Source organism: Nocardiopsis sp. MG754419, assembly GCF_018207095.1.
Classification (GTDB): Bacteria; Actinomycetota; Actinomycetes; order Streptosporangiales; family Streptosporangiaceae; genus Nocardiopsis.
On sequence record NZ_QOCZ01000092.1, the window covers coordinates 1 to 22,736 of the forward strand.

General features: G+C 72.1%; 21 protein-coding genes and 1 pseudogene. 8 read left to right on the forward strand and 14 right to left on the reverse strand.

Annotated elements, in window-relative coordinates:
• The first annotated feature begins 105 nt into the window (after positions 1-105).
• Both DSY14_RS17625 and DSY14_RS17630 read left to right on the forward strand, forming a co-directional pair.
• Positions 106-1,512: a hypothetical protein gene (locus DSY14_RS17625; RefSeq protein WP_211717695.1), complete on the forward strand. Its 1,407-nt coding sequence runs from the start codon at positions 106-108 to the stop codon at positions 1,510-1,512.
• 43 nt (positions 1,513-1,555) lie between these two features.
• Positions 1,556-2,413, forward strand: a complete 858-nt coding sequence (locus DSY14_RS17630; protein WP_211717696.1) for a glutamate ABC transporter substrate-binding protein — start codon at positions 1,556-1,558, stop codon at positions 2,411-2,413.
• Between the two features lie 21 nt (positions 2,414-2,434).
• On the opposite strand, the pseudogene DSY14_RS29270 reads toward DSY14_RS17630, so the two are convergent.
• Positions 2,435-2,599 (reverse strand): annotated as a pseudogene (locus tag DSY14_RS29270) (DUF2637 domain-containing protein); the annotation flags it as partial.
• Between the two features lie 598 nt (positions 2,600-3,197).
• Here DSY14_RS29270 and DSY14_RS17640 point away from each other — a divergent pair.
• Positions 3,198-3,863 carry a TetR/AcrR family transcriptional regulator gene (locus DSY14_RS17640; protein ID WP_211717679.1) on the forward strand — a complete coding sequence of 222 codons (666 nt, stop codon included), beginning with the start codon at positions 3,198-3,200 and terminating at the stop codon, positions 3,861-3,863.
• Between the two features lie 33 nt (positions 3,864-3,896).
• Here the strand turns inward: DSY14_RS17640 and DSY14_RS17645 are convergent, their stop codons facing one another.
• Positions 3,897-4,847, reverse strand: a complete 951-nt coding sequence (locus DSY14_RS17645; RefSeq protein ID WP_211717697.1) for an NAD(P)-dependent alcohol dehydrogenase — start codon at positions 4,845-4,847, stop codon at positions 3,897-3,899.
• Positions 4,848-5,278: 431 nt separating this feature from the next.
• Between DSY14_RS17645 and DSY14_RS17650 the strand changes: the two genes are divergently transcribed.
• Positions 5,279-5,578, forward strand: a complete 300-nt coding sequence (locus tag DSY14_RS17650; protein WP_211717680.1) for a DUF6221 family protein — start codon at positions 5,279-5,281, stop codon at positions 5,576-5,578.
• 77 nt (positions 5,579-5,655) lie between these two features.
• On the opposite strand, the gene DSY14_RS17655 is transcribed toward DSY14_RS17650, so the two are convergent.
• Positions 5,656-6,357, reverse strand: coding sequence for an HAD family hydrolase (locus DSY14_RS17655; RefSeq protein ID WP_211717681.1), 702 nt, complete (start codon positions 6,355-6,357; stop codon positions 5,656-5,658).
• A 119-nt stretch (positions 6,358-6,476) separates the two neighbouring features.
• Complete coding sequence (gene idi / locus DSY14_RS17660; protein ID WP_211717682.1) at positions 6,477-7,028, reverse strand: isopentenyl-diphosphate Delta-isomerase; 552 nt, start codon at positions 7,026-7,028, stop codon at positions 6,477-6,479.
• Positions 7,029-7,212: 184 nt separating this feature from the next.
• On the opposite strand from idi, the gene DSY14_RS17665 reads away from it, so the two are divergent.
• The gene (locus tag DSY14_RS17665) at positions 7,213-8,679 is read left to right on the forward strand and encodes an SDR family oxidoreductase (RefSeq protein ID WP_211717683.1); all 1,467 of its coding nucleotides are present in this window, start codon (positions 7,213-7,215) and stop codon (positions 8,677-8,679) included.
• Between the two features lie 76 nt (positions 8,680-8,755).
• On the opposite strand, the gene DSY14_RS17670 is transcribed toward DSY14_RS17665, so the two are convergent.
• From DSY14_RS17670 to DSY14_RS17680, 3 genes are all read right to left on the reverse strand, one after another.
• Entirely contained in the window at positions 8,756-9,769 is a 1,014-nt protein-coding gene (locus DSY14_RS17670; protein ID WP_211717684.1) for a zinc-binding dehydrogenase, read from the reverse strand.
• Positions 9,770-9,901: 132 nt separating this feature from the next.
• Positions 9,902-10,558, reverse strand: a complete 657-nt coding sequence (locus DSY14_RS17675; protein WP_211717685.1) for a response regulator transcription factor — start codon at positions 10,556-10,558, stop codon at positions 9,902-9,904.
• A complete protein-coding gene (locus DSY14_RS17680; RefSeq protein ID WP_211717686.1) occupies positions 10,548-11,768 on the reverse strand; it encodes a sensor histidine kinase in 1,221 nt (406 codons plus the stop codon). Before DSY14_RS17680 ends, DSY14_RS17675 begins: the two co-directional genes overlap by 11 nt.
• A 145-nt stretch (positions 11,769-11,913) precedes the next feature.
• Between DSY14_RS17680 and DSY14_RS17685 the strand changes: the two genes are divergently transcribed.
• Positions 11,914-13,197, forward strand: a complete 1,284-nt coding sequence (locus tag DSY14_RS17685; protein ID WP_307851260.1) for a DUF418 domain-containing protein — start codon at positions 11,914-11,916, stop codon at positions 13,195-13,197.
• 187 nt (positions 13,198-13,384) lie between these two features.
• On the opposite strand, the gene DSY14_RS17690 is transcribed toward DSY14_RS17685, so the two are convergent.
• Both DSY14_RS17690 and DSY14_RS17695 read right to left on the reverse strand, forming a co-directional pair.
• Positions 13,385-13,669, reverse strand: a complete 285-nt coding sequence (locus DSY14_RS17690; RefSeq protein ID WP_211717687.1) for a MoaD/ThiS family protein — start codon at positions 13,667-13,669, stop codon at positions 13,385-13,387.
• Position 13,670: 1 nt separating this feature from the next.
• Entirely contained in the window at positions 13,671-14,774 is a 1,104-nt protein-coding gene (locus DSY14_RS17695; RefSeq protein ID WP_211717688.1) for a sialidase family protein, read from the reverse strand.
• A gap of 495 nt (positions 14,775-15,269) precedes the next feature.
• Here DSY14_RS17695 and DSY14_RS17700 point away from each other — a divergent pair, with 495 nt between their 5' ends.
• On the forward strand, positions 15,270-15,863 hold the full coding sequence (locus tag DSY14_RS17700; RefSeq protein WP_211717689.1) for a TetR/AcrR family transcriptional regulator: 594 nt from the start codon (positions 15,270-15,272) through the stop codon (positions 15,861-15,863).
• Positions 15,864-15,884: 21 nt separating this feature from the next.
• Here the strand turns inward: DSY14_RS17700 and DSY14_RS17705 are convergent, their stop codons facing one another.
• A complete protein-coding gene (locus DSY14_RS17705) occupies positions 15,885-16,505 on the reverse strand; it encodes a hypothetical protein (protein WP_249188058.1) in 621 nt (206 codons plus the stop codon).
• A gap of 37 nt (positions 16,506-16,542) precedes the next feature.
• Positions 16,543-16,770, reverse strand: coding sequence for a hypothetical protein (locus DSY14_RS17710; RefSeq protein WP_211717690.1), 228 nt, complete (start codon positions 16,768-16,770; stop codon positions 16,543-16,545).
• 1,356 nt (positions 16,771-18,126) lie between these two features.
• Between DSY14_RS17710 and DSY14_RS17715 the strand changes: the two genes are divergently transcribed.
• Entirely contained in the window at positions 18,127-19,242 is a 1,116-nt protein-coding gene (locus DSY14_RS17715) for an enoyl-CoA hydratase/isomerase family protein (protein WP_211717691.1), read from the forward strand.
• 250 nt (positions 19,243-19,492) lie between these two features.
• Here the strand turns inward: DSY14_RS17715 and DSY14_RS17720 are convergent, their stop codons facing one another.
• From DSY14_RS17720 to DSY14_RS17730, 3 genes are all read right to left on the reverse strand, one after another.
• Positions 19,493-20,671, reverse strand: a complete 1,179-nt coding sequence (locus DSY14_RS17720) for a beta-1,3-glucanase family protein (RefSeq protein ID WP_211717692.1) — start codon at positions 20,669-20,671, stop codon at positions 19,493-19,495.
• A gap of 141 nt (positions 20,672-20,812) precedes the next feature.
• Entirely contained in the window at positions 20,813-21,850 is a 1,038-nt protein-coding gene (locus tag DSY14_RS17725; RefSeq protein WP_211717693.1) for a methyltransferase, read from the reverse strand.
• Positions 21,851-22,094: 244 nt separating this feature from the next.
• Positions 22,095-22,736, reverse strand: a 642-nt coding sequence (locus DSY14_RS17730; protein ID WP_211717694.1) for a hypothetical protein, incomplete at its 5' end; no start/stop codon positions are given.

Sequence of the window (22,736 nt, forward strand, 5' to 3'; positions counted from 1 at the left end):
GCCCCCGGTGGCCCCGTCCCGGGCCCCACACGCGGTTCCGCTCCCGACCCCGGTGCGGAGGGGGCGACACCACGGCTCCGCTCCTGGTGGCCGGTGCTCCGGACGATGCTGCGCACCACCCCGGCCCGGGTGTGGCTGCTGTCCCTGCTCTGCGTGGCGACGATCGTGGGCCTGTTCGGGTCCGCGAGCCTCACCCTCGACCGGGCCCGTGACGGTCTTCACGTGCTGGGGCGGGACGCGGGACCGCAGGCCATGGCCACGACCGAGCTGTACCTCGCCCTGGCCGACATGGACGCCCGTGTGGCCGACCTCCTCCTCATGGGCACCGACCACGACCTCGGATCGGGGCGCGAGGAGGCGGTCACCGGCTACGAGCACAGTCGGGGCCGGGCCAACGAGGCCCTGCTCCAGGCGGCCTCGCTGACCGAGGGCGACACCGTCGAGGAGCGCAACGTCCAGGCGGTCCTGGACGGGATCGGTACCTACGAGGGGCTGGCCGCCGAGGCCCGGTTGCTCAACGACGAGGCCGCCGCCCCGCCCGGGGAGGTCGACCCCGGCGCGCTGGAGACCTACCGGCAGGCCACACGGCTCATGCACACCGAGCTGCTGCCCAAGGCCTTCAACCTGGGGCTGGACTCGTCGGCGATCGTGCGCGCCAACCACGACGAGGGGCGGTCCTCGGTGGCGCTCGGCCTGGTGTGGGTCGGTGGGGTGGGGGCGGCCACCGTCGCCTCGCTCATCGCCCTCCAGCTGTACCTGCGGGTGCGGTTCCGCCGCCGCTTCAACGCCCCGCTCCTGGCCGCGACCCTGGTCGCGGCGGCCCTGACGATCGGGGTCACCGTGGCGCTCGACACCAGCGGCGGACACCAGAGCGAGGCCAAGGACGAGGGACTGGACGCCGCGATGGCGTCGGCCCGCGCGGGCGCCATCACCACGGACGCGCAGGCGGACCAGAGCCGCTACCTGATCGACGACGTGTTCGCCGACAACTACCAGCAGGTCTACCTGGAACGTTCGCAGCAGGTGCTGTTCCGCCCTGCGAGCACCCTCGACGAGTACTACGAGCGGGTCGCCGAGGTCCCCGAGACGTTCCCGGTGCTGCCGGGTTCGGACGGGTCGGACCCCGACGACCCCGGAACGCTGGGCTACCTGGGCCAGAGCGCCCAGACCGCCCTTGCCACCGGTCGGGAGGACGCGCTGGCGGAGGTGCTGTCCGCCTACAACGCCCTCCAGGTCGAGGACCGCGCGCTGCGGGCCGCCGCGGAGGAGGGCGACCTGGACACCGCGATCGACGTCCGGATGGGGGTGGCCCACGCCGAGGAGGGGGCCTTCGCCGCCTACCGGGACGCCCTGGACGCACTCATCGACCTGCACCGGGAGGAGTTCACCGCCGGGATCGACCGGGGCGACGCGGCCCTGGAGCCGTGGACCCGGGCGCTCCCGGTGGGCACGCTCCTGCTGCTGGCCCTGGTGGTGGTCGGGGTCCGACCCCGGCTCGCCGAGTACCGGTGACGGGCGGACCGAGATGAACCGGCAGAACGAGAGGGGCACACGGATGTGGTTCGGACGCCGCCGGGCGCGCGCCGCGACGGTCCTGGCCGCCGCGGCGCTCCTGGCGCTGCCCGCCTGCTCGGCGGAGGACGAGGAGACGCTGGTGGACGCGGAGTCGCTGACCATCGGCGTCAAGGCCGACCAGCCGGGGTTGGGGTTGGAGGAGGGCGACGCGCTCGTCGGGTTCGACGTGGACGTGGCCCGCTACATCGCCGCACGGTTGGGGGTGACCGACGTCGCGTTCGTCCCCGTCACCTCGGCCGAACGCGAGGAGAAGCTGATCAGCGGTGAGGTGGACATGGTCGTGGCGACCTACTCCATCACCCCGGCGCGCAAGACCGAGGTGACCTTCGGCGGGCCGTACTACGTGGCCAAGCAGGACATCCTCGTGCGCGCGGGGGAGAACGCGGTGTCCGGGGTCCGTGACCTGGAGGGGCGCAGCGTCTGCCAGGGCGAGGGGTCCAACTCGGCGTTCCGGATCACCGACGGCCTGGGCATCGACGTGTCCGAGATTCAGGAGGCGGAGAGCTACAGCGCGTGCATCGAGCGCCTGGCCGACGGCGAGGTGGACGCGGTGTCCACCGACAACCTGATCCTCGCCGGGTTCCTCGCCGAGGACCCGGAGGCGTTCCAGTTCGTCAACAACCCCTTCACCGACGAGAAGTACGGAGTGGGCCTGCCGTACGGCGACGTGGCCGCCTGCGAGGCCGTGAACAAGGCGGTCAGCGAGATGTACCAGGACGGGACCGCGTCCGCGTTGCTGGACGAGTGGTTCGGCAGGACCGGTCTGGAGGTGGTGCGCAGCGTGCCGCAGTTCGAGGGGTGCGATCGCCCCGATGATCAACGGCGTCCACGGCAGTAGACCTCCCTTGTGGCCGGTGCGGGCATCGCTCGGGAGGGTCATGGAGGAAGCGACGATCATGCCGTCGATCGAGAGCGGGAATAGGGCCGCGCGCCACTCGGGCTCACCAAGGCGCGAGGCGGGTTCGTGCATGTGCGGGGAGGAGACAGCGGCCGCGATCACGGCCGGCATCAGAACAGCGGCCATGGTCGTCCAGCGGGATCAGCAGGAAGAATCCATCACGGGTCATCGCCCGTCCAGCGACAGGTCCGCGCTCATGATCAGAGGAGCCTGGTCCTGTAGGGGTGTGGTTCGAGTCCCCCCGGGGGGCGAACGAACCGGGCTGGCCGGAGGCTGAGGGGGATGCGGGTGTACCCGGCATGCACGGTCACCCGGGGTCGTGTGGAGAACCGCTCTGGTCTGCCCGGAGTGGGAGGAATCGTGCCCCATCCTCATGGAAACCGGTGCGCCCCCACCACTACGGGGTGAACAAGAGTCCCGATCCGGTGACCCAAGGGTGACCGAGCGTCCTGATCTGGGAGGTTCCGTGGCGTTACGAACGCGAGGATCCCCCTGCCGATTCCCTTCCCGTCTCCCGGGTCCTGCGCTACCTGGGTGCAACCGTCGGCACCGACCACCACGACGAGTTCGAAGCCGCGGGGATGGGCGACCACCGCTCCACCGAGGACCGGGTCGCATTCGCCCCTCCTCTCACGGAGTGCCGACCCACCACTGCTCTCTTCGGTGTCAGCGAAGTCGACAAGAGAAACGGAGGGGAGACTCTGGTTGGCCTAAAGTGGGGCGCATGCCGCCAAAACCCTCCCGGAAACCGCGCTCCGACGCTCTGTACAACCGCCGACGCATCCTCGACGCCGCCCGGTCGGTTTTCGCCGAGAAGGGAATCGAGGTATCGATGACCGAGATCGCCCAGCGCGCCGGGGTCGGCATCGCCACGCTCTACCGGCACTTCCCGGCCAAGGAGGAGCTGCTCGCCGAGACGTTCTCCGGGCAGCTCGAGATCTGTGTGTCCGCCCTCCACGCGGCCCTTGACGACCCCGACCCCTGGCGCGGGTTCTGCGGGTTCATAGAGAAGCTGTGCACGTTGCAGGTCCAGGACCGAGGCTTCAACGCCGTGTTCCGGGAGGCCTTCTCCGGCGGTGACCTCTTCGAGAAGGAGCGGATCCGGGCCGAGAACGCCTTCGCCGAGCTCGCCCGCCGGGCGAAGGCCGCCGGAGGGCTGCGCCCGGACTTCGTCCGCGACGACCTCACCCTGGTGATCATGGCGAACAGCGGTATCACGGCCGACTCCCAGGAGGACGCCCTTGCCGCCGCCCGACGCCTGTCGTCCTACTTCATCCAGGCCTTCAGTGACGCTCCGGAACTCGGCCCCCTGCCGCCGGCACCCCGCCTGGGACCGCATCCGGCGCTTCGCGGTATCGGCTGGAAGGGCTCCTCCGTCTCGGTCGGCTGACGTTCCCCGCCCGCCCCGGTCTCGGGGCCAGGATCAGATCAGGCGTATGACGTGTTTGCCCCGCACCCCTCCGGCTTCCAGAGCGCGGTGGGCATCAGCGATCTCCGCCAGCTCGTGCACCGTGTCCACGACCGGGCGGACCTCGCCTCGCTCCGCGTACCCGGCCAGATCGCTGAAGAGCGCGGTCGTGGGGTTCCCACTGAAGAATCCCATCCGGCGAGACCTCGTCACCGTCGCCCACAGGAGACGCGACAACGAGGCGAACGAGCCGATGGACACCGCCACCAGACGTCCGTCCGGGGTGAGTAGTCGGCGGTAGGCGGGCAGGTCGGTGGCGACGATGTCGATGATCGCGTCGAAGCGCTCCAGCCGAGCCAGTTCCTCGGGGCCGGTGGTCGCGTAGTCGAAGACCTCGTCGGTGCCCAGACCGAGGACGAAGTCGAGGTTGCGTGCTCCAGCCAGCGCGGTCACGTGTGTACCCATCGCCTTGGCCAGCTGGACGACCACGCTGCCGACCCCGCCGCTCGCACCGCGCACGAGCACACGGTCACCCGGCTTGACCTGAGCCTTGTCTCGTAGAGCGGTGATGCCCGTGGTCCCCCCGGCGGTCAGCGAAACCGCTTCGACCGAGTCGAGGCCTTCGGGGCTGTGGGAAACCCGATCGGGGCGCACGGCCACGTACTCGGCGGTGGCACTTCCCCCGGTCCTGCCCACGAAGCCCCACACGCGGTCGCCCACGGCGAGCCCGCTCACCTCGGCACCCACCGCGGCGACCTCACCGGCGAAGTCGATGCCGATGCCCTTGGGAAAACGTCGGCCGGTCAGCGGAGAGAGCCGACCTGAGCGCAGCATCAGCTCGCCGCCGTTGACCGTGCTGGCGTGCACCCGCACCAAGATCTGGTCCGGTCCCGCTTCGGGGCGGGGGACCCTGCCTTCGTACAGCACCTCGGGTGCCCCGTAGCCGTCGAAGCGGGCCGCGCGCATCTGCGCCAATGTCTTCTCCGTCCGTTCCGGTTCAGGGGAGGGACGGGCCGTTCCCCGCCTCCGCCGTCATCGAAGCTAACCGGAGAATCGGAGGGCTGCCTCCGATTGGCGCCGAAGTGAGAGACCCCCCGACGGAATCCTCTCGGATGGGTCCGCACGGTGGTGGATTCGATGCTCGCGATGAGCTCTTCGCCGCTGGGGGCGTCGGTGGGCAGGAGCGGGGCGAGCAGCGCCCCTCGGCATCGGAGAGTTCATGACGGCCAGGCACATCGACCACGACGCCGGTCTGAGCCCTACTCCGCTCCCACTTCCAAGAACAGTGCCCAGGGGGTGGCACTTCGGGGTGCGGGGTCCTGGGGTGGCCCGAATGGGTCGAATGGCAGATACTGAACCGAATGTAAGACTTGGGGGTACAGAAGAGGAGTCGTCCGTTGACCATCGTCGAGTTCCTGAAGGCGCGTCTCGATGAGGACGAACGCGCGTCCAAGGCCGTGCCCGTGGGCTCACGCGGTCGGGAACGGGCGCTGGCCGAGGTCGCGGCCAAGCGCAAGATCGTCCAGGGGTACACCGAGGCGCACGCCGCCAGCATGAGCATCCTCGACGGGTCCGGGAACGCGGTGAAGGTCAAGGGCGACCCCTGGTCCGAGCTGTTGGCCTGGCGGCTCGCGGTGAAGTACCTCGCCGCCGTCTACCGAGGACACCCCCGGTACGACGCCTCCTGGGACGACTGACCCCGCCGGACCCTGGTTCCGCCCCGAACCCCCCTGATCCCGGGACACGGGACCACCGGCGTCCGCGCCCGCCCGGTTCAGCGCTCGGCGCCCTCGGGCTCCGGTTCGGCGGGCTCCGAGCCCAGTGCCAGAAGACCGCGGACCGTCGTGGTGAGGTCGTACCCCTCGACGTCCGGGCCGTCGAACACCACGGGGAAACGTCCCTCCAGGTGGGACGACCAGCCCGTCACCAGCCCGGCGGCGCGGCCCCCGGCCACGTCCCAACCGTGCGCGGTGACCAACCCCAGACGTTCCACCGGCACCTCCAGCGCCCGCGCGCACCGCTGATACGCCCGCGCCAGCGGCTTCCACGCCCGCGGATCGCCGTCGTCGACCACCGTGTCCACCTCCAGGCCCGCGCGCTCCAGGAGACGCCGGGTCCCGGCGGCACCGAGCAGACCCGAGGCGGCCGTGCGCACCCCCGCCTCCCGTGCCGTCGCCAGCGCCTCCGCGGCCTCACGGCGCGGCTCCAGAAGGGTGAGTCCGTCGATGACGGCGTCCTCCGCCGACGGTGCGATCTGATGGCCCGTGATGTCGCGCAGCGACCCCCGGGCCACGTCCTCGAACCCGCCGTCGGAGCCCAGGAGGGAGAGCGCGAAAGCGTCCCGGAGCAGGTGGTCGTACCAGCGGGTCATGAGCACCCGGGGGACACCGGCCTCACGGAACCGCCACTCCAGGGGGCCGAGGGGGAAGAGCGTGTCGAGGACGTCGAACACCAGGGCAGTGGGACGTTCGGACATGGGCGCTCCAACGCGTCGGGGGTCTTCCGAGGGGTTCCTACCCCGCCCGCGGAGCGGGAGCGATCTTCGTCCGGTGCGGCGTGGTGCGCGGACCGCCCTCCCGGGGCCCGCGCACGAGGTCAGCTCCGCGCGTCCAGGCGCGGGATCTGTTCGGCCGCCCACGGGCTGATCACCCAGGGCGTGCGTGCGGCGAGGGCCACGACGTCCTCCCACGGCACCCAGGCGTACTCGGCCACCTCACGCGCGTCGGGGGTGGGCTCGTCCTCGGTGCGCGCCCAGAAGACCGGGCAGAACTCGTTCTCCACGATGCCCTCGGCCGAGACGGCCCGGTAACGGAAGTCCGGCAGGCCCTCGGTGACCTCGGTCAGCCCGATCCCGAGCTCCTGGCGGACCCGGCGACGCACCGCCTCCACCAGTGACTCCTCCGGGCCGGGGTGGCCGCAGCAACTGTTGGTCCACACCCCCGGCCAGGTGGTCTTGTCCAGCGCACGCCGGGTGAACAGCACCCGGCCGTCCGGGCCCGCCACGTAGCAGGAGAACGCCAGGTGCAGCGGAGTGTCCGCGCCGTGCACGGTCGCCTTGTCCGCCACCCCCGCGGGGCGGTGCTCCTCGTCCAGCAGCACCACGAACTCGCGTTCGGCCGTTCTCGGTCCGGACTCGGACTGGGGCACGGGGCCTCCCTCGTTCGCGGACACCACCGGTGCCCTCCGTCGACGCTGACTCCCCCCATGGTCGCCCGTCCCGGCCACCGCCGCGCACCAGGGTCGCCCGTTCCGGGCGCCGACGGTCCGCTCCTGCGCATAAGGTTCCTCATGGTCCGGCGAAGCGGGCCCGAGATCTGTGGTGGGTGCGGTGATGACGGAGACGGTGACCAGGGTGACGGCCGACGGGATCGACCCGGAGGACCTCCGGGTGTGCCTGGAGGTGCTCGCGAAGGCCGAGGGGCTGCCCCGCGACCACGACGACTCGATCGTCCTCCAGCGGGCCACCGCCCGGCTCTTCAAGGCGCTCAAGGAGCGGCGGCGCAAGGAGCGCCAGGCCGACCAGAAGGCGCACGACGGCGCCGTGATGGCCGCCACGGCCACGGCCGCGCCCGACCGCATCGACGACGAGACCAACGGGCGCGCCCTCACCAGCGGCAGTGCCGGGGCCCTCGCCGGGGTGCTGCGCAAGGCCCGCCCCTGCTACGTCTGCAAACAGAAGTACCGCGAGGTCGACGCCTTCTACCACCAGCTGTGTCCGGAGTGCGCGGTCTTCAACCGGGAGCGCCGCAACGCCCGGACCGACCTGACCGGACGCCGTGCGCTGCTGACCGGCGGTCGCGCCAAAATCGGCATGTACATCGCGCTGCGGTTGCTCCGCGACGGCGCGCACACGACCATCACCACGCGCTTCCCCAACGACGCGGTGCGCCGCTTCGCCGCGATGCCCGACAGCGACCGTTGGCTGCACCGACTGCGCGTGGTCGGCATCGACCTGCGCGACCCCGGGCAGGTGCTCCGGCTGGCCGACTCGGTCGCCGAGCAGGGACACCTGGACATCCTCATCAACAACGCGGCGCAGACCGTGCGGCGTTCACCGGAGTCCTACGCCCCGCTCATGGTGGCGGAATCCGAACCGCTCACCGGTGACGGGCTGCCCGAACCCCTGGTGCTCGGCGGTGTGCGGCCGCGCGCCCTGGAGGGGGCGGCCGCGACGGAGATCGCCGGGGTCGCGCCCCACGCGCTCACCCCGGAGATGCTCACCTCCCTGGCGTTGACCACCGGAGCCGCCCACCCGGACAAGGTCCGGTCGGGTGGGGCGATCGACGCGGGCGGCCTCGTCCCGGACCTCGCCCCGGTCAACAGTTGGACCCGGCGGGCCGGGGAGATCGACCCGGTGGAGATGCTGGAGGTCCAGCTCTGCAACGTGAGCGCGCCGTTCCTGTTGGTCGACCGCCTGCGCTCGGCGATGGCGGCGTCCCCCGCCCGGCGCACCTACGTGGTCAACGTGTCCGCGATGGAGGGCGTGTTCGGTCGCGGCTACAAGGGGCCGGGCCACCCCCACACCAACATGGCCAAATCCGCGCTGAACCAACTCACCCGGACCAGCGCGCAGGAGATGCTGGAGACCGACGGCATCCTCATGACCAGCGTCGACACCGGGTGGATCACCGACGAGCGTCCGCACCCGGACCGGGAGCGCCTCGCCGACGCCGGCTTCCACGCCCCGCTCGACCTGGAGGACGGGGCCGCGCGGGTGTACGACCCCATCGTCCGGGGCGAACTGGGCGAGGACGTTCACGGGTGCTTCCTCAAGGACTACAGGGTGTCCGGCTGGTAGCCGCGCCCACGGCGAGGCCTCCCCGACGGCGCGGATCACCACCGGGAAGCCTCGGTGGTGGCCCGCGGGTGGGCGCTCAGGGACACAGGACCAGGCGGACCGGTGACCCGACCCGTCGCTCCAACCGTTCCACCGCCGCCGGCGCCTCCTCCAGCGCGAACGTGCCGCTGATGGAGCGGGAGAAGTCGATCCGCCCCGCGCGCACGAGGTCCACCAACTGCACCACGTGCTCGGGCTCGGAGCCGTGGTGCCCCAGGATCCGTTGGCGCAGGTAGCCGAACCGCGTACCCTCCTGGTCCTCCACGGGCTTGCCGGACGACCCCACCAGCACCAGCCGACCGTGTTCGCCCAGGACACGGACGGCCTGTTCGCGGGCGGCCGGGTCACCGGAGAAGTCGAAGGCGGCGTCCAGCCCCAGCCCATGGGTGAGCTGACCGATCCGCGTGAGGAAGTCCGGCGCGGTGGAGTCCAGTGCCTCGTCCGCGCCGAAGGCGAGGGCGCATCGGCGGGCCTCCACGTCGGGGTCGGCGGCGATGATCGGCGCCGCCCCCACCAGCCGCAGCAACTGGACGGCGTGGACGCCCGACCCGCCCACGCCCCACACGCACACCGCCTCGGCGGCGCGCACGTCACCGGTGGTGGTGACGGACGCCCAGGGGGTGGACACCGCGTCCGGGATGATCGCCGCCTGCTCGAACGACAGGTCGTCGGGGATCGGCACGAGCGTGCCTTCGTTCGCCAGCGCGTACTCCGCCCAACCACCGTCGTAGTCGACCCCGCGGGTGAGCGGCCGACCGTAGTGGTCGTGCTCACCGGACTGGAGCGCGACGCGGCCGCCGACCGCGTGGCCGAGGACCTCCGGACCGACCTCCGCGATCACCCCGGACACCTCGTGTCCCGGGGTGACGGTGTCCCCGCGCAGATGGAGCGGGGTGAAGGCGCCGTCGATGAGGCGCACGTCGGACAGGCAGACACCGGCGGCCCGCACGCGGACGAGGACCTGTCCCGGTCCCGGGGACGGCTTGGGGACGTCGACGACCTTCAGGGTCCGGTCGGTGATGTTCAACCGGACCGCGCGCATGGTGGCCATGGGGCATACCTCGCAGTCGTGTCGTCGGAGCGCGATTCACCACGATCATGACTCTTCGGACGCGAAAGGGCACAGGGGCGACACGGGAGGGGCGGGTCAGAACCCGCTCACTTTTTCGCCAAGGCGGGCGGCTCAGGTGACGAGACCGCTCCGGTGCGCCCAGATGGCGACCTCCACGCGGTTGCGCGCCCCCAGCTTCTCCTGCACGCGGGCCAGGTGGGTCTTGACCGTGCTCACGGTGACGTGCAGCTCGGCCGCGACCTCGGTGTTGGTGCACCCGCGCGCCACCTCGCGCACGATGTCCGTCTCCCGGGCGGTCAACCCGCCCGTGTCGGTCACGGGGGCCGGCGACCCGGGCCCGGGCCCGGTGAAGTGGCGCAGCAGCCGCACCGTGATCCGTGGGGAGACCAGGGCGTCCCCGCGCTCCGCCGCCCGCACCGCCTCGATCAGCAGTGCCGGGCCCGCGTCCTTGAGCAGGAAGCCCACAGCGCCGCCGGTCAACGCCGCGTGCACGTACTCGTCCAGGTCGAACGTGGTCACCACGACCACCTTCAGGGGATCGGCGATCCCCGGTCCGGCCAGCCGTCGGGTGGCCTCCAACCCGTCGATGCCCGGCATACGGATGTCCATGAGGACCACGTCCGGGCGCAGTTCCTCGGCCAGCCGGACCGCCTCGACCCCGTCACCGGCCTCACCCACCACGGCGATGTCGTCCTCCGCGTCGAGCATGTAACGAAAGCCCGTCCGGACCATCCCCTGGTCGTCGGCGAGCAGGACCCTAATCGTCACCCCGCCCCCTCTCGGTCATCGGGATCATCGCCGTCACCGTCCACCCCCGTCCGCTCGGTCCGGCCGCCACCGTACCGCCGAGGATCCGAGCACGTTCCTCCATGCCGAGCAGTCCGTGCCCGCCGCCGGGTCCGCCGCGGCTCCCGCCCCGCCCGTCGTCCGTGACCCGCAGGCGCGCCTCGTCGGCCGTGGTCCACACCTCCACGTCCACGCCGGTCGCCCCCCGGGCGTGCCGCAGCGCGTTGGTCACCGACTCCTGCGCGATCCGCCAGACGGCGGTGCCCACCGCCGCCGACAGGTCCGCCACGGCCCCCGTCACGCTCACCGACACCTCCGGTCGCCCGTGCCCGGCCGGCGCGGCGAGGGTGCGCAGCCCCTCCACGGGATCGGACACCAGGGGAGCCTCCTCGGGGCCGCGCAGCCGCGAGACCATCCCGCGCATGGACTCCAGGGCGCGTGTGCCGGCCTCCTCGATCTCCGGCAGGGCCTCGCCGACCAGCTCGGGTCTGCGGTCGGCCACGTGGCGCAGGGCCTGGACGCGCACCACGATCCCGGTCACCTCGTGGGCGACCACGTCGTGCAGGTCGCGGGCGATGGACAACCGCTCCTCGGCTCGGACCCGACGGAGACGGGCCTCACGGTCCGCCGCCCGCCACCGCAGATACAGACCCGGCGCCAGCCCCACCAGCACGAGCAGAAGCGGGGTGCCGGCCGTCATGCTGAAGGGTTCGCGCAGGTGGTCCGAGAAGGCGGCCAGGGCCGCCAGCACGGACACCAGCAGGATCTGCCAGGCCCGACCGCGCAGGGCGGTCAGGGCCAGCACCGTCAGCATCCCGAGGGCCTCCGTCATGGAGATGGGGAAGCCGAAGACGCCCTTGGGCACCGGCCACAGCAGGGCCGAGGTCACGATGACCGCTATGGGCACGACGATCCCGGCCGCCACCGTGGCGGTACGTCCCACCCGGGGCCGCACCACCAGCCAGACCACCAGGACGCACACCGCCCCCGCGATGGCCGGTGCGAAGTCCATCGGGGAGTGCGGAGGCCCCATCCAGTCCACGATCTCCCGTGACCGGACGACGTTGCGCAGGTCCGTCGCCCAGGACAGGAGGAGGGCGACCGACAGACCGAGCGCGGCGAAGCGGTGCCAGGTGCGCGCCCTCTGGTCGAGCAGGTCGAGGAGTCGGTGCGGAGCGAAGCGGCGGGTCATGGTGCCCCAGGTTAGAGCGACACCGCCGGCTCGGGCATCGTCCGAACGGCCGACCCGGGTGTCGGCGTGTCTCGGCTGTTCGGTGGATGTGCGGGAGGGGGTGCGCGGGCGAGGCTGAAGCCCTCGACGAACCGGAGGAGAATCCGTGAGTACTGTGCAGCCGACCGTCGCGTCGGCGTCGGCGCCGACCGGCGGACGGGTGGCCTACCTGGACATCGTCCGCGCGCTGGCGATGGTGGGCGTGGTCCTGATGAACGCGACCGCGGTCGTCTTCACCGCGGAGATGACCGGCCAACGCGAGCCCACCACCTTCGGGTCGGTGCTGGACGGCGCGCTGAACCTGCTCATGTCCGGCAAGGCCCGCGCCATGCTCATGGTGCTGCTGGGCGTGGGGGTCGTGCTGGCCTGGCGGTCGGTCGCCCGGCGTGGTGGCCGTCCCCTGGTGACCATGCTCCGCCGGTACGCGGTCCTGGGACTGCTCTTCGGGATCCCGCACATGCTGGTCTTCTCCGGGGACATCCTCACCGTCTACGCGGTCACGGCGCTGGTCCTGGCCCCGCTGATCCCGTTCCTGCTGCGTGGCGCGGTGCGCCGGCCCCTGTGGGCGGCCGCCGCCGCGTTCGCCGTCGCCCCGGTGTTCGAGTACCTCGTGAACCCGTCGACCGACTGGGGGCTCCAGCTCCTACCGGTGCCCCAGACCCTCGGCTTCTTCCTTGTGGGCGTGTGGCTGGCCCGTCGGCCCGAACTCTCCCCGGACCACACCGGGCCGAACCGACTCGCCGTCCCGATGATCGGGATCGGCCTGGCCGGACAGGTCCTGGGCCTGCTGGCCCTGTTCGGCGCCGACCTGGTGTTCCCGAGGCAGATGGACGCCGACGGGATCCCCGTCATGGGTGCGGACGGGATGCCGGTGACGGCCCCGGGGGCTGACCTCATGATGTCCCTCTCCACCACGCTGGCGGGTCTGGGCGGTGCCCTGTTCTACCTGGGGCTGGTGTGGTGGCTGCTGCGTCGCGACGGGGTCGTGGCCCGCTCCCTGGGCGGTCTGGCGCCGCTGGGTCGGATGACGCTCACCGTCTACCTCGGAAGCACCGCGGTGTTCCTGCTCATGAAGCCCTTCGAGGGGCAGATCCCCCTGCTCGGGCATTACGCGGTGGCCGTCGCCTACTTCGTGGTGGTGCTCCTGGTCGCCCGGGTCTGGACGCGTCGGTTCCGGCTGGGACCCGTGGAATGGGTCTGGCGGAGCCTCACCCATCTGCGCCCCCAACCGATGCGGACCTCCGAGACCCCGGCCGTCGCGGAGCCGGGCGCTGCGGTGTCGGTCGTCGAGGACCCGGGCACCCCAGGTGCGGCAGGCCACGGCACGGGCCGCGAGGGAACGGTCGTCGACGCACCGGACCCCGCGGACCGCAGGGGCCCCGTCGGCTAGGGCCGGGGCGTCGTACCGCCGGGCCCCCAGGCCCCACCGCGCCCTCGGGCGCCCGACCGCGCACCGCAGCGCGGCGGAGGCCCCAACGGACACGGCCCCGCACCGGGGGAGTGTCGCCGGTGGATCGCGCGGCCCCCGGGTCCGACCCTGCGAAGGGTCGGCCCCGGGGCCTTCGCGCACGCCGGGGTCAGCCGCCGGCGACGGACGGCAGCAGGCGCACGTCCGCGCCGTCGCGCACAGGGGCGTCGAGCCCGCCCACCGTGCGGCACTCGTCCTCGTCGACGAACACGTTCACGTACCGGCGCAGCTCACCGCGATCGTCCCGGATCCGCCGGTCGAGCCCCGGGTGGCGGGCGGTCAGGGTGTCCAGGACCCCGCGCAGCACCGCGGCGTCGTCGACCTCCAGGGGAACGTGGGCGGCCCCCTCGGCGTCGGACCGCAGGAGCGAGGTCAGGTGCACGGTCACGCGCATCTCACACCTCCGTCGCGCGCACGCACAACACGTCCGGCAGGTGGGCGACCACCTGGTGCCAGCGCCCGTCGTCGTCGGTGGCGGCGTACACGTCGCCGGAACGGGTGCCGAAGTAGAAGCCCGGCACCGCGGCCCCGTCGGTGCAGGCCCCGTCACGCAGCACGATCCCGAAGTAGGGCTCCTTCGGTAGACCGTCCTCGACCGCGTGCCAGGTCGCCCCGGAATCGTCGGTGCGGTACACGCTCAGTCGGTGCCCCGGCGGCAGGTGCACCTCCTGGCTGACCACGGGGAAGTTCAGCGCCGTCTCCGGCCGGTGCGGGTGCGCGACCATCGCGAAACCGAAGTCGGTGGGCAGCCCCGTCTCGATCCGGTCCCAGCCCAGGGTGTCCGGCGAGGTGCTGTGGTAGACCCCGTGGTGGTTCTGCGCGTAGAACGAACCGTCGGGCGCGGCGGCCACCTTGTGCACGCACTGCCCGTACTCGGGTTCCTCGTCCGGCATGAACCCCGCTGAGATGCCCCGGTTGGTCGGCGTCCAACTGGCCCCGTGATCCGCGCTCTGGTAGACGCCGCCCGTGGACATGGCCACGGTGATGGCCTCGGGCGAACGTCGGCCCGAGCCGAGCGTGCCCGGAAGGACGGTGTGGATGGCCGCTCCGCCCGCGCCGGGGAACCAGTTCGCCCGGTGGGGGTGGTCCCACAACGACCGGACCAGGGAGAAGCTGAGCCCTCCGTCCACGGAACGGAACAGCGCGTGCGGTTCCACCCCGGCGTAGACGGTGTCGGCCTCCGGGCCGAACGCGAACTGCCAGGCGCGGACGAGCGAGGCGTCGGTGTCCTCGGGGAAGCGGATCGGTGGTGCGGCGGGTTCGACCCAGGTCGCGCCGAGGTCGTCGCTGTGCCAGACGCTCGGCCCGAAGTGCCAGCTCTCCGTGCCCGCGAGCAGCCGCCGCGAGCGCGGATCGATGCCGACCGTGTACACCGGGCTCATCCCGGCGTCGTCGGCTTCGTCGAGCCGGTGCGGACCCTGCACCTCCCACGTGCGCCGGTCCTCCGAGCGCGCCGTGAAGAGGCCCTTACGTGTGCCTATGACCAGGAGATATGCCATGACGTACCCCGCAGTGTGATGGATGTCTCCACTGTGGCACAGCGCACCGACGATCGGGGGGTGCGCGCACCGATCTTGAGCGTGCGGAATGTCCGGAACGTGGTCGAACGCGCCGTGTGACAGGGTTCTGGACGCTGCGGAAAGTAAATAGTTAGGAACCCCAACTATTTGCCGGAGGCGCGTTTATCCGCGTTCCCGGAAAATGGAGACCCGCAAGAGGCATAACTTCCGTCAGCGGGGAACCCTTTCCGGGCAGGGGTGCGCCGGTTAGTGGAAGGCGGTTGTCGGTCGCCTGCCCCTTTGCAATAAAATCCCTGGCCAACCGGTGGTGAACCGAAGCTCCCCACGGCCTTCGGTCTCCGCGCGGATCCCATCCCTTCTACAACCCGGACGACTTCCCGCTCCCTCGGTCTCACGGTACGTTTCGGGACCAGCGTCCCAATGGACGGTCCCGAGTACCAAGATGTACCGAGTTCCCATCGATAGGGTCGCCTCATGCACCACCCCCCGGACACGCTCCACGCGCGTAAACGACGCAAGGCGCGGGCCATGATCGTGTCAGCCGCCTTCCAACTCTTCGCCGAGCACGGGTTCGACAACGTGACCGTCGCGGCCATCGCCGAGAGGGCCGAGGTCGGCCGCACCACCTTCTTCCGGTACTTCGGCGACAAGCAACAGGTGCTCTTCGCCGACGACTCCGCCGAGGTGGAGCGCATGTGCGCCTACGTGCGCGACAAGGCGGACCGTTCGCTCGGCACCGATCTGGCGGCCACACTCGCCCTGCTCCGCGAGGCCGGTGCCGTCACCCGCCCCTACGCCTCCCTGTCCCCGGCGCACTCGGCGGTGCTGGTCCGCCTGCTCAGAGAGAGCGTGGACCTGCGCTCCCGCTACCTGCTCACCCGTCAGCAGCGGGCGCTCCGCCTGGCCGCCGCCCTGGTGGAGGCGGGCACGGAGGAGAGCACCGCGGTCCTGGCGGCGCACGCCGCCATGGCCTGCGAACTCACCGCCATGAAGCTCGCCGACAGTCCGGACGCCTACCCGCACCGTATGGACGAGGCGCACCGGATGCTGCGGTCGCTCGGGGGCTGATCCCCGCGCCCCGCCGCCGACTCAGACGTCGTGCTCGCGCACCAGACGCGTGAGCCGACGTCCGAAGAACACCACCACCGCCAGGCCGGCCACGCTCACCAGCGCATAGGGTGCACGGAGCGCGTCGGCCGGGTCCAAGGCGGGGGTGAGGGACGCCACCAGGACACCACCGGCCGCCATGCCCACGGCGCTCATGCCCCAGCCGACCGTGCGCATGGCGGCGTTCACGCGCCCCAACAGGTGGTCCGGGGTGATGCGCTGACGGATCGAGGTCATCGCCACCGCGTAGACCATCACCGACCCGCCCGCCAGGACGTAGACGGCCGCCACCACCGGCACGGTCGGGGTCACCGCCACCACCGACACCGCCAACGCCGCGATGTCGAACAGGAACGGCACGAACAGGCCCAGGGGCGACGCGACACCGCCCAACGGGCGTCCGGCGAACTCCTGCGCCGCCACCGCCCCGGAACGGAGGTGCCCGTTGGCGCGCTCCAGCCGGTCCCGGGGCACCAGCGTCGTCACCGTGGTCTCGGTCGCCCTGTCGTAACAGACCTCCAACGCACCGAAGCGGAACGCGAAGGCCGCCGGCAGCGGGATCGACCCCCAGCCCGCGAACACCGCCGGCGCGAGGGGGCCCACGACACCAGGCGCAGGGTGTTGGCGCACACCATCAGGGTCAGCCGGGGCAGCCGGTCCAGGAGGACCCCCGCCGGCAGGGCCAACGGCAGCCACGGAAGCCGTCCGGCGGTCGCCCCCAGGGCGACCAGCGCCGCGTCGTCGGGTGCCAGGGCACGGCGATCATCGCCACGCCGTCACGCAGGTCGGAGGCCGGTGCGGCCGACCAGAAGGCCCAGAACCGGCCGCCGAGCGGGGCCGTGGACGCCCGGGGGGTGGAGTCGGACACGGGGGTCACCGATCCTTCCGCGCGCCGGTCGCGGGCGGTTCCCGGCGGAGGGGCACTGGAACGCGCGTTCAGCGTCAGGGGCCGGCGGCGACACACCGTGACCGGCACCGGACCGAATGCCCATGAGGCGGGGTGGGCGGGCGCGGGTCCGCCGGGATCCGGCCCGGGGGTACGTGGCACCCGACCCGTACCGCCCGTCTCGGTGGGGCACGTGCGACACCCGCGTGCCCTCGGGCCCCTCGGTGGCGGGGCGGAAAGGATTCTCCCGTGTCCTCGTACGGTGTCGCGCCTTTGTCGAAGAATGCGAGGGAACCGTTTCCGATCGGCGGGCGGGCCGCAGGGGCGTCCCCGCGAAGGGACGGTGGTGGCGTGCGGCGCCGAGGCCCGGAACAGGGGAGAAGGGCGGGGAAGTGCTCCTCGGAGGCGGTGCGGGAACCACTCGGTGAGGAAGGACACGATCGGGGAGACGCCGGTGCCCCGCGCGTTCGCGGGTGTGGTCGGATCGTCCCGGGAAAGGCGCGGCGTGGTTCCGTTTCTTCCGTGGTCCTCACCGTGCAGAAACCGAGGGATCGTGGACCAGGGATCCGGAGTGTCGTTTTCGTCCTCGGTGGCGTGAAAGTCGTTCACCTTTTCCTTTCGCCGATGACCGAATGGCGTTCCGGAAAGGGCTTTCCCGAGGTGTTGATCGGGAGTGTCGGGGGCCGGGGTCCCGCCGTGGGTGGCTGACCGGCGGGCCGGAGGCCGACCACGGAGCGTCGCGTGCCTCAAGGCGGTCCGGAGACCGCCCGGTGCGGCCCGGTCACCGGATCGGGTCGTGGGCCGCGGGTGGAACCCTCCGGTCGGCACGCGTTTCCGGAGAGGTCGGTGCCACCGTGGGCGCGGCCGGCCTCCCGATCGTTCGGCGGGCGCCCCGTCCGTCGGCCCGGCCGTTCACCGCGCGGTCCGCGTGGGGGTACACAGGGGCGGGCATCGTGGGCCGTGGGCGTGATCTGGATTCGGTAGGACGTCCGACTATACGGTGGGGGTACCGAGGGCCGGTGGGGCCGATACGCCTCCGGTGGGATCGCGCAGCCGTACCGCTCTCCGGAGACCGACCCGTACCCCGGGCGTCCTCGTCGAGCCCCGTGCGACGACCATCGGCGCCCCGGTGCGGTCCCGGTCGGGAGACGGTGGGGAACTCCACGCGGACCGGGCCAGGCGCGGCCGACCTCCGGCCGCGCGGAGCGCACGGCGGACCGGCCGGCCGAGTACGGCAGGGACACGAGGGTGCGCCCCGAAGGGCGCACCGCCTCCTGGAAGGGACCCACGAGAGATCATGAGCCTGACCATCGTTCACGCACGCGTCGGGGCCGCCTGATGTCCGACGCCACCACCCGGGACGACGCCACGGTGCTGCTCCGGGTCGAGCGAGGGCTGGCCCGCGCCACCCTCCACCGCCCCCGGGCGATCAACGCCCTCGACCACCACATGGTCCTGGCCCTCGCCGGGGCCCTCGACTCCTGGGAGAAGGACGAGTCCGTCTCCGTGGTGCTGATCGACGGGGCCGGCGACCGTGGCCTGTGCGCCGGAGGCGACATTCGCGCCATTCGGGCCAGTGCCCTGGACGGCGATGGCGAGGCCGCCCGCTTCTGGCGGGACGAGTACCACCTCAACGCGCGCATCGCCCGGTACGCCAAGCCCTACGTCGCCTTCATGGACGGCGTGGTCATGGGCGGCGGGGTCGGGGTGTCCGCGCACGGCGGATTCCGCGTGGTCACCGAGCGCGCCACGGTGGGCATGCCGGAGACCACCATCGGGTTCGTTCCGGACGTGGGCGGCACCCACCTGTTGTCGCGCGCACCCGGGCAGGTCGGCACCCACATGGCGCTGACCGGCACGCCGGTCGGGGCCGCGGACGCGCTGTACGCCGGTCTGGCCGACCACTACGTGCCCTCCGAGCGGCTGTCGGACCTGGCCGCCGCGCTCACCGACGCGGAGTCCGAGGCCGCCGTCCTCGCGACGGTGGGCCGGTTCGCCGAGAGCGCCCCCGCGGGCACGCTCGCCGACCGCCGCTCATGGATCGACACCTGCTACTCCGCCGACACCGCGGAGGAGATCGTCGAGCGCCTGCGCGCCCACGGCGACCCCGAGGCGGCCGAGGCCGCCGCGACCATCGTGGGCAAGTCGCCGAGCTCGGTGAAGACGACCCTGGCCGCGCTGCGCCGCGCCCGTGCGCTGGACACGCTGGAGGAGGTCCTGGAACAGGAGTACCGGGTCTCCTGCGCCGTCCTGGCCTGGCCGGACCTGGTGGAGGGCATCCGGGCGCAGGTGATCGACAAGGATCGTTCGCCGCGATGGTCCCCGAGCACCCTGGCCGAGGTGGACACGGCCGTGGTCGAGGCGGCCTTCGCCCCGGCGCCGGACGGTCCGCTCGGTCTGGCGGAGCCCCGCCTGCCCCGGGCCGACCCCGACGTGCGGGGCCGGCCCGGGTGAGCACGACCGTCCGCGCCTGGTGGACGGTGCACCGAGGGGCCTCCGCGCCGCTGTCGCGGCCGTCGGCGTGAGCACGCCCGCCGGGACGGGACCCGAGGGGGCGCGGGAGCGAGGGGCGGGTACGCCCGTGTCGGCGGCGGTTCGTGCCGGGGCCGGGGCCACGACCGCACCGGGCACAGGCTCAGCGACGACCCCGTGTCGGGGCGCCCCGTCACCCCCGGGTGGCGGGGCGCCCCTGCTCCGGCCCCGGTCAGAACGGGGTCAGGGTGATCTCCAGGCCGGAGGGCCCGTGGTCCTGGACGTAGGAGGCGAAGTCCTCCACGTCGTCGAAGGCGAACCCGTACGCCTTGCCGTCCTCGGTGTTCTCGTGGAAGACGGCGGCGTAGTGGTTGGCGATCTCGTTCAGGTAGAACGCGGCCGGGTCGTTGGTCGGCTGGTCGGCCGAGTCCAGCAGGGTGGAGCGGTTGAGCGCGGCGCCGACGATGGCGGCGACCGGACCGGTGATGCCGTCGTTCGGGGCGGCCAGTGCGCCGTCGCAGAACAGCACGTCCCGGGTGCTCGGCCGGGGGATGGGGGAGACCCCGCCGTCGAACAGCAGTTCGTCGCCCTCCACCCGGCCGGTGAAGGTTCCGGCGTTGGTGGTCACGCTCAGGTCGGTGCCCGCGTAGCGCGACCACACCTCGTCCACGTAGGGGTCGAAGTAGTCGCTGGGGAAGATCCCGGTGTCGAGCCCGTGGCCGGGGGCGATGATGCGGTGGTCGTCGAAGACGAGCGGGGAGAAGTCGGAGTCGGCGCGCAGGGTCTCGAAGATCGCGTCGCGCCCGCCCGGCAGGAGGAACCCGGTGCTCTGGTCGTCGTCACCGGTGAGGCGGATGCCGATCGGCACGCTGAACTGGTCCACCATCGAGGTGTTGCAGAACATGCCGTCCTCGTTGTGGGTGAACTCCACGGTGTCGTGCAGGACGTCGAAGGAGCCGTCCTCCTCGACCCACCCGGAGGGCAGTTGCAGGGCGGGGTTCCCGTCGCCGTCCTCCACGATCCGGATGCCGAGCTTGCCGCCCAGGGCCAGGTAGATGCGGCCGGACATGTACGGCAGCGTCATGTCGTCGGGCAGCGCGCCCAGGGGGATCGCGTAGTCCGTGTACCCGTCGTCGGTGTTGTCGTCCAGGGAGACCGGGTGCGGCGTTCCGCTGGAGTCCACCCAGCAGTGCTGGTCCGTGGTCAGGTCGGTGCCGACGATGTACAGGAGCACCTCGTCGTCGCCGTAACGGCCGCTGTTGTTGGTCACGCTGACCGGGAGCGCTCCCACATTGTCGGCGTTGTTGACGGGGCGTGCGGCCTGGGGTCGACCGGCGCAGCCGACGGTGCCCAGCAGGGGTGTGGCGGCGGCGATCGACGCCCCGCCCACGAAGAGTCTGCGGTTGATCATGGGTCGTGCTTCTCCTCAGTAGCGGGTTGAAGAAGTGGACCCATGGAGCCAGGGGTGGAGGGCGGTCGTCAATGGGTGCAGTGGTGGTGATTCGTGTGGTGTTCGCGTTGCCGGTGGTGACGACCGTGCGCGTGACCTACATCACGCCGGTCGGGTCGTCGTGAACTCCAACAGTGCGACGCGTCCGGAGACGTGGTCCCCCGCCAGACTCAGCCCCGCCCGTTCGGCCAGGGAGACGAGCGCCTCGGTGCCCCGCTCCCGTCCGTTGAAGTAGGCGAGCATGCGCAGGTCGAGTTCGCTCACCTCGCCCGCGCCGGCGTACTCGGCGACCAGCACACGACCGTCCACCCCGGCCGCTTCCGCGCAGCGCCGCAGGATGGTCACGGCCGAGGCGTCGTCCCAGTCGTGCAGGATCCAGCACAGCAGGTAGGCGTCGCCGCCCTCCGGCAGGGCCTCGAAGAAACTGCCCTCGACCGCGTCGGCCCGGTCCTCCAGGCCGGCCGCCCGGAAGTGCGCGCGGGCGGTCGCGGCGGGTCCGGCGAGGTCCAGGACGGTGCCGCGGGGCCGGGGGAAGCGCTCCAACAGCGTGCGCAGCAGGGTGCCGTCCCCACCGCCCACGTCCACCAGGTGCTCCAGGGCCTGCCACTCGAACATCCCCGCGAGGGTCCGGGCCTGCTCCACCATGCGCGAGCCCATCAGTTCGTCGAAGGAGCGCGACAGGTCAGGGTCGGCGGACAGGTCGGACCAAAAGTCCGACCCCTCGAAACGCAGCGCGTAGGCGCTCTTCCCCGTGCGCAGCGCGTCGGCGAGTTCGGCCAGACACTCGTCCCCGCGTCCGTGCGCTCCGTCCCCGGCGAACCAGCCGAGCCGTGAGTACGGGTGGTCGGTGCGCAGGGTGGCCCCCACCTCGGTCAGGGCGAAGCGCTCTCCGTCGCGGCTGAACAGTCCCTTGCCGGTCAGGAACCGCAGGACCCGCGCCAGTCCGTCGGGGTCCGCGCCCACCGCGGCACCGAGTTCCGTCGCCGTGCGGGAGCCCTCCGCCAGGTGGTCGGCGATCCGGAGGGTGGCCACCGCTCGGATCGCCATCGGCGTGACCGGGCTGGCCAGGGCCCAGAGCCGTTCGGCCGCCTTCTTCCGCGCCGCCCGCTCGTCCGATCCCGGTGTTCCCGTTCCGCTCATGCGCGCCCCCGTCTCGTCCCTACCCGTCCGTGAACCCTCTACCCGGGAACCCGCGCCCCCATGGCGGTCGGGCGTCGGGAGTCGACGGAGAGTCCGCCGGGGGCCGGTGCCGGCCGACCACCGTGCGGGGCGGACGAGAGGGGGCGGTGGCGGTGCACCGGGCCGAGCGGGCCGTGGCGCGCCGGGTCCTGCCCAACGCAGGCCGCGATGGGCCGGGCCGCGTCCGATGGCGGCAGTGTGCGGCTCAGGCGTGGGGAGACCCGGGCCGCCCGTGGAGCCGTTCGGCGATCAGCCGGGTGCGGTGCTGACTGCGGCGCACTCCGGTGAGGACCATGAGCGTGACCCCGATGACCAGACCGAGGATGGGAAGGGCCACCATCAGCCCCAGCGACAGGAGGGTTCCGCGCAGGAACTCGTCCTCGCCGTCGCCGATGTCGCCGAGCGCGTGGGTGATGTGGGTGCCGGTGTCGCGGCACTCCAGCGTGTACGCGCCGGGTTCGGTGTCGGGGAAGACGCCGGTCAGCCTCCAGGACTCACCGTTCTCGCTCGCGCTGTGGGTGTAGCCCGGGTCGACGGGCTCCCGTTCCCGCCCGGTGGGGTCGATGAGGACGCAGTCGCCCGCTCCGCCGTTGCCGTTGAGGTAGAGACCCAGGTCGACGGACTCCCCTCCGGCCAACTCGAAGGAGACGCCCTCGGACGCCCGCACGTGGTGTTCGAGTTCGGGCAGCCCGAGCGACGAGACCATGCCGAGGATGAACCCCCCGATGCCCGCCACCATGCCGAAGACGACGATCAGCGCCCCCACGAAGTACCGGATGCGGCCGGGACGCAGTTCCTTGGGGTCGATCCGGGGCGGGACGACGTACTGAGGGGGGTAGGGGTACCG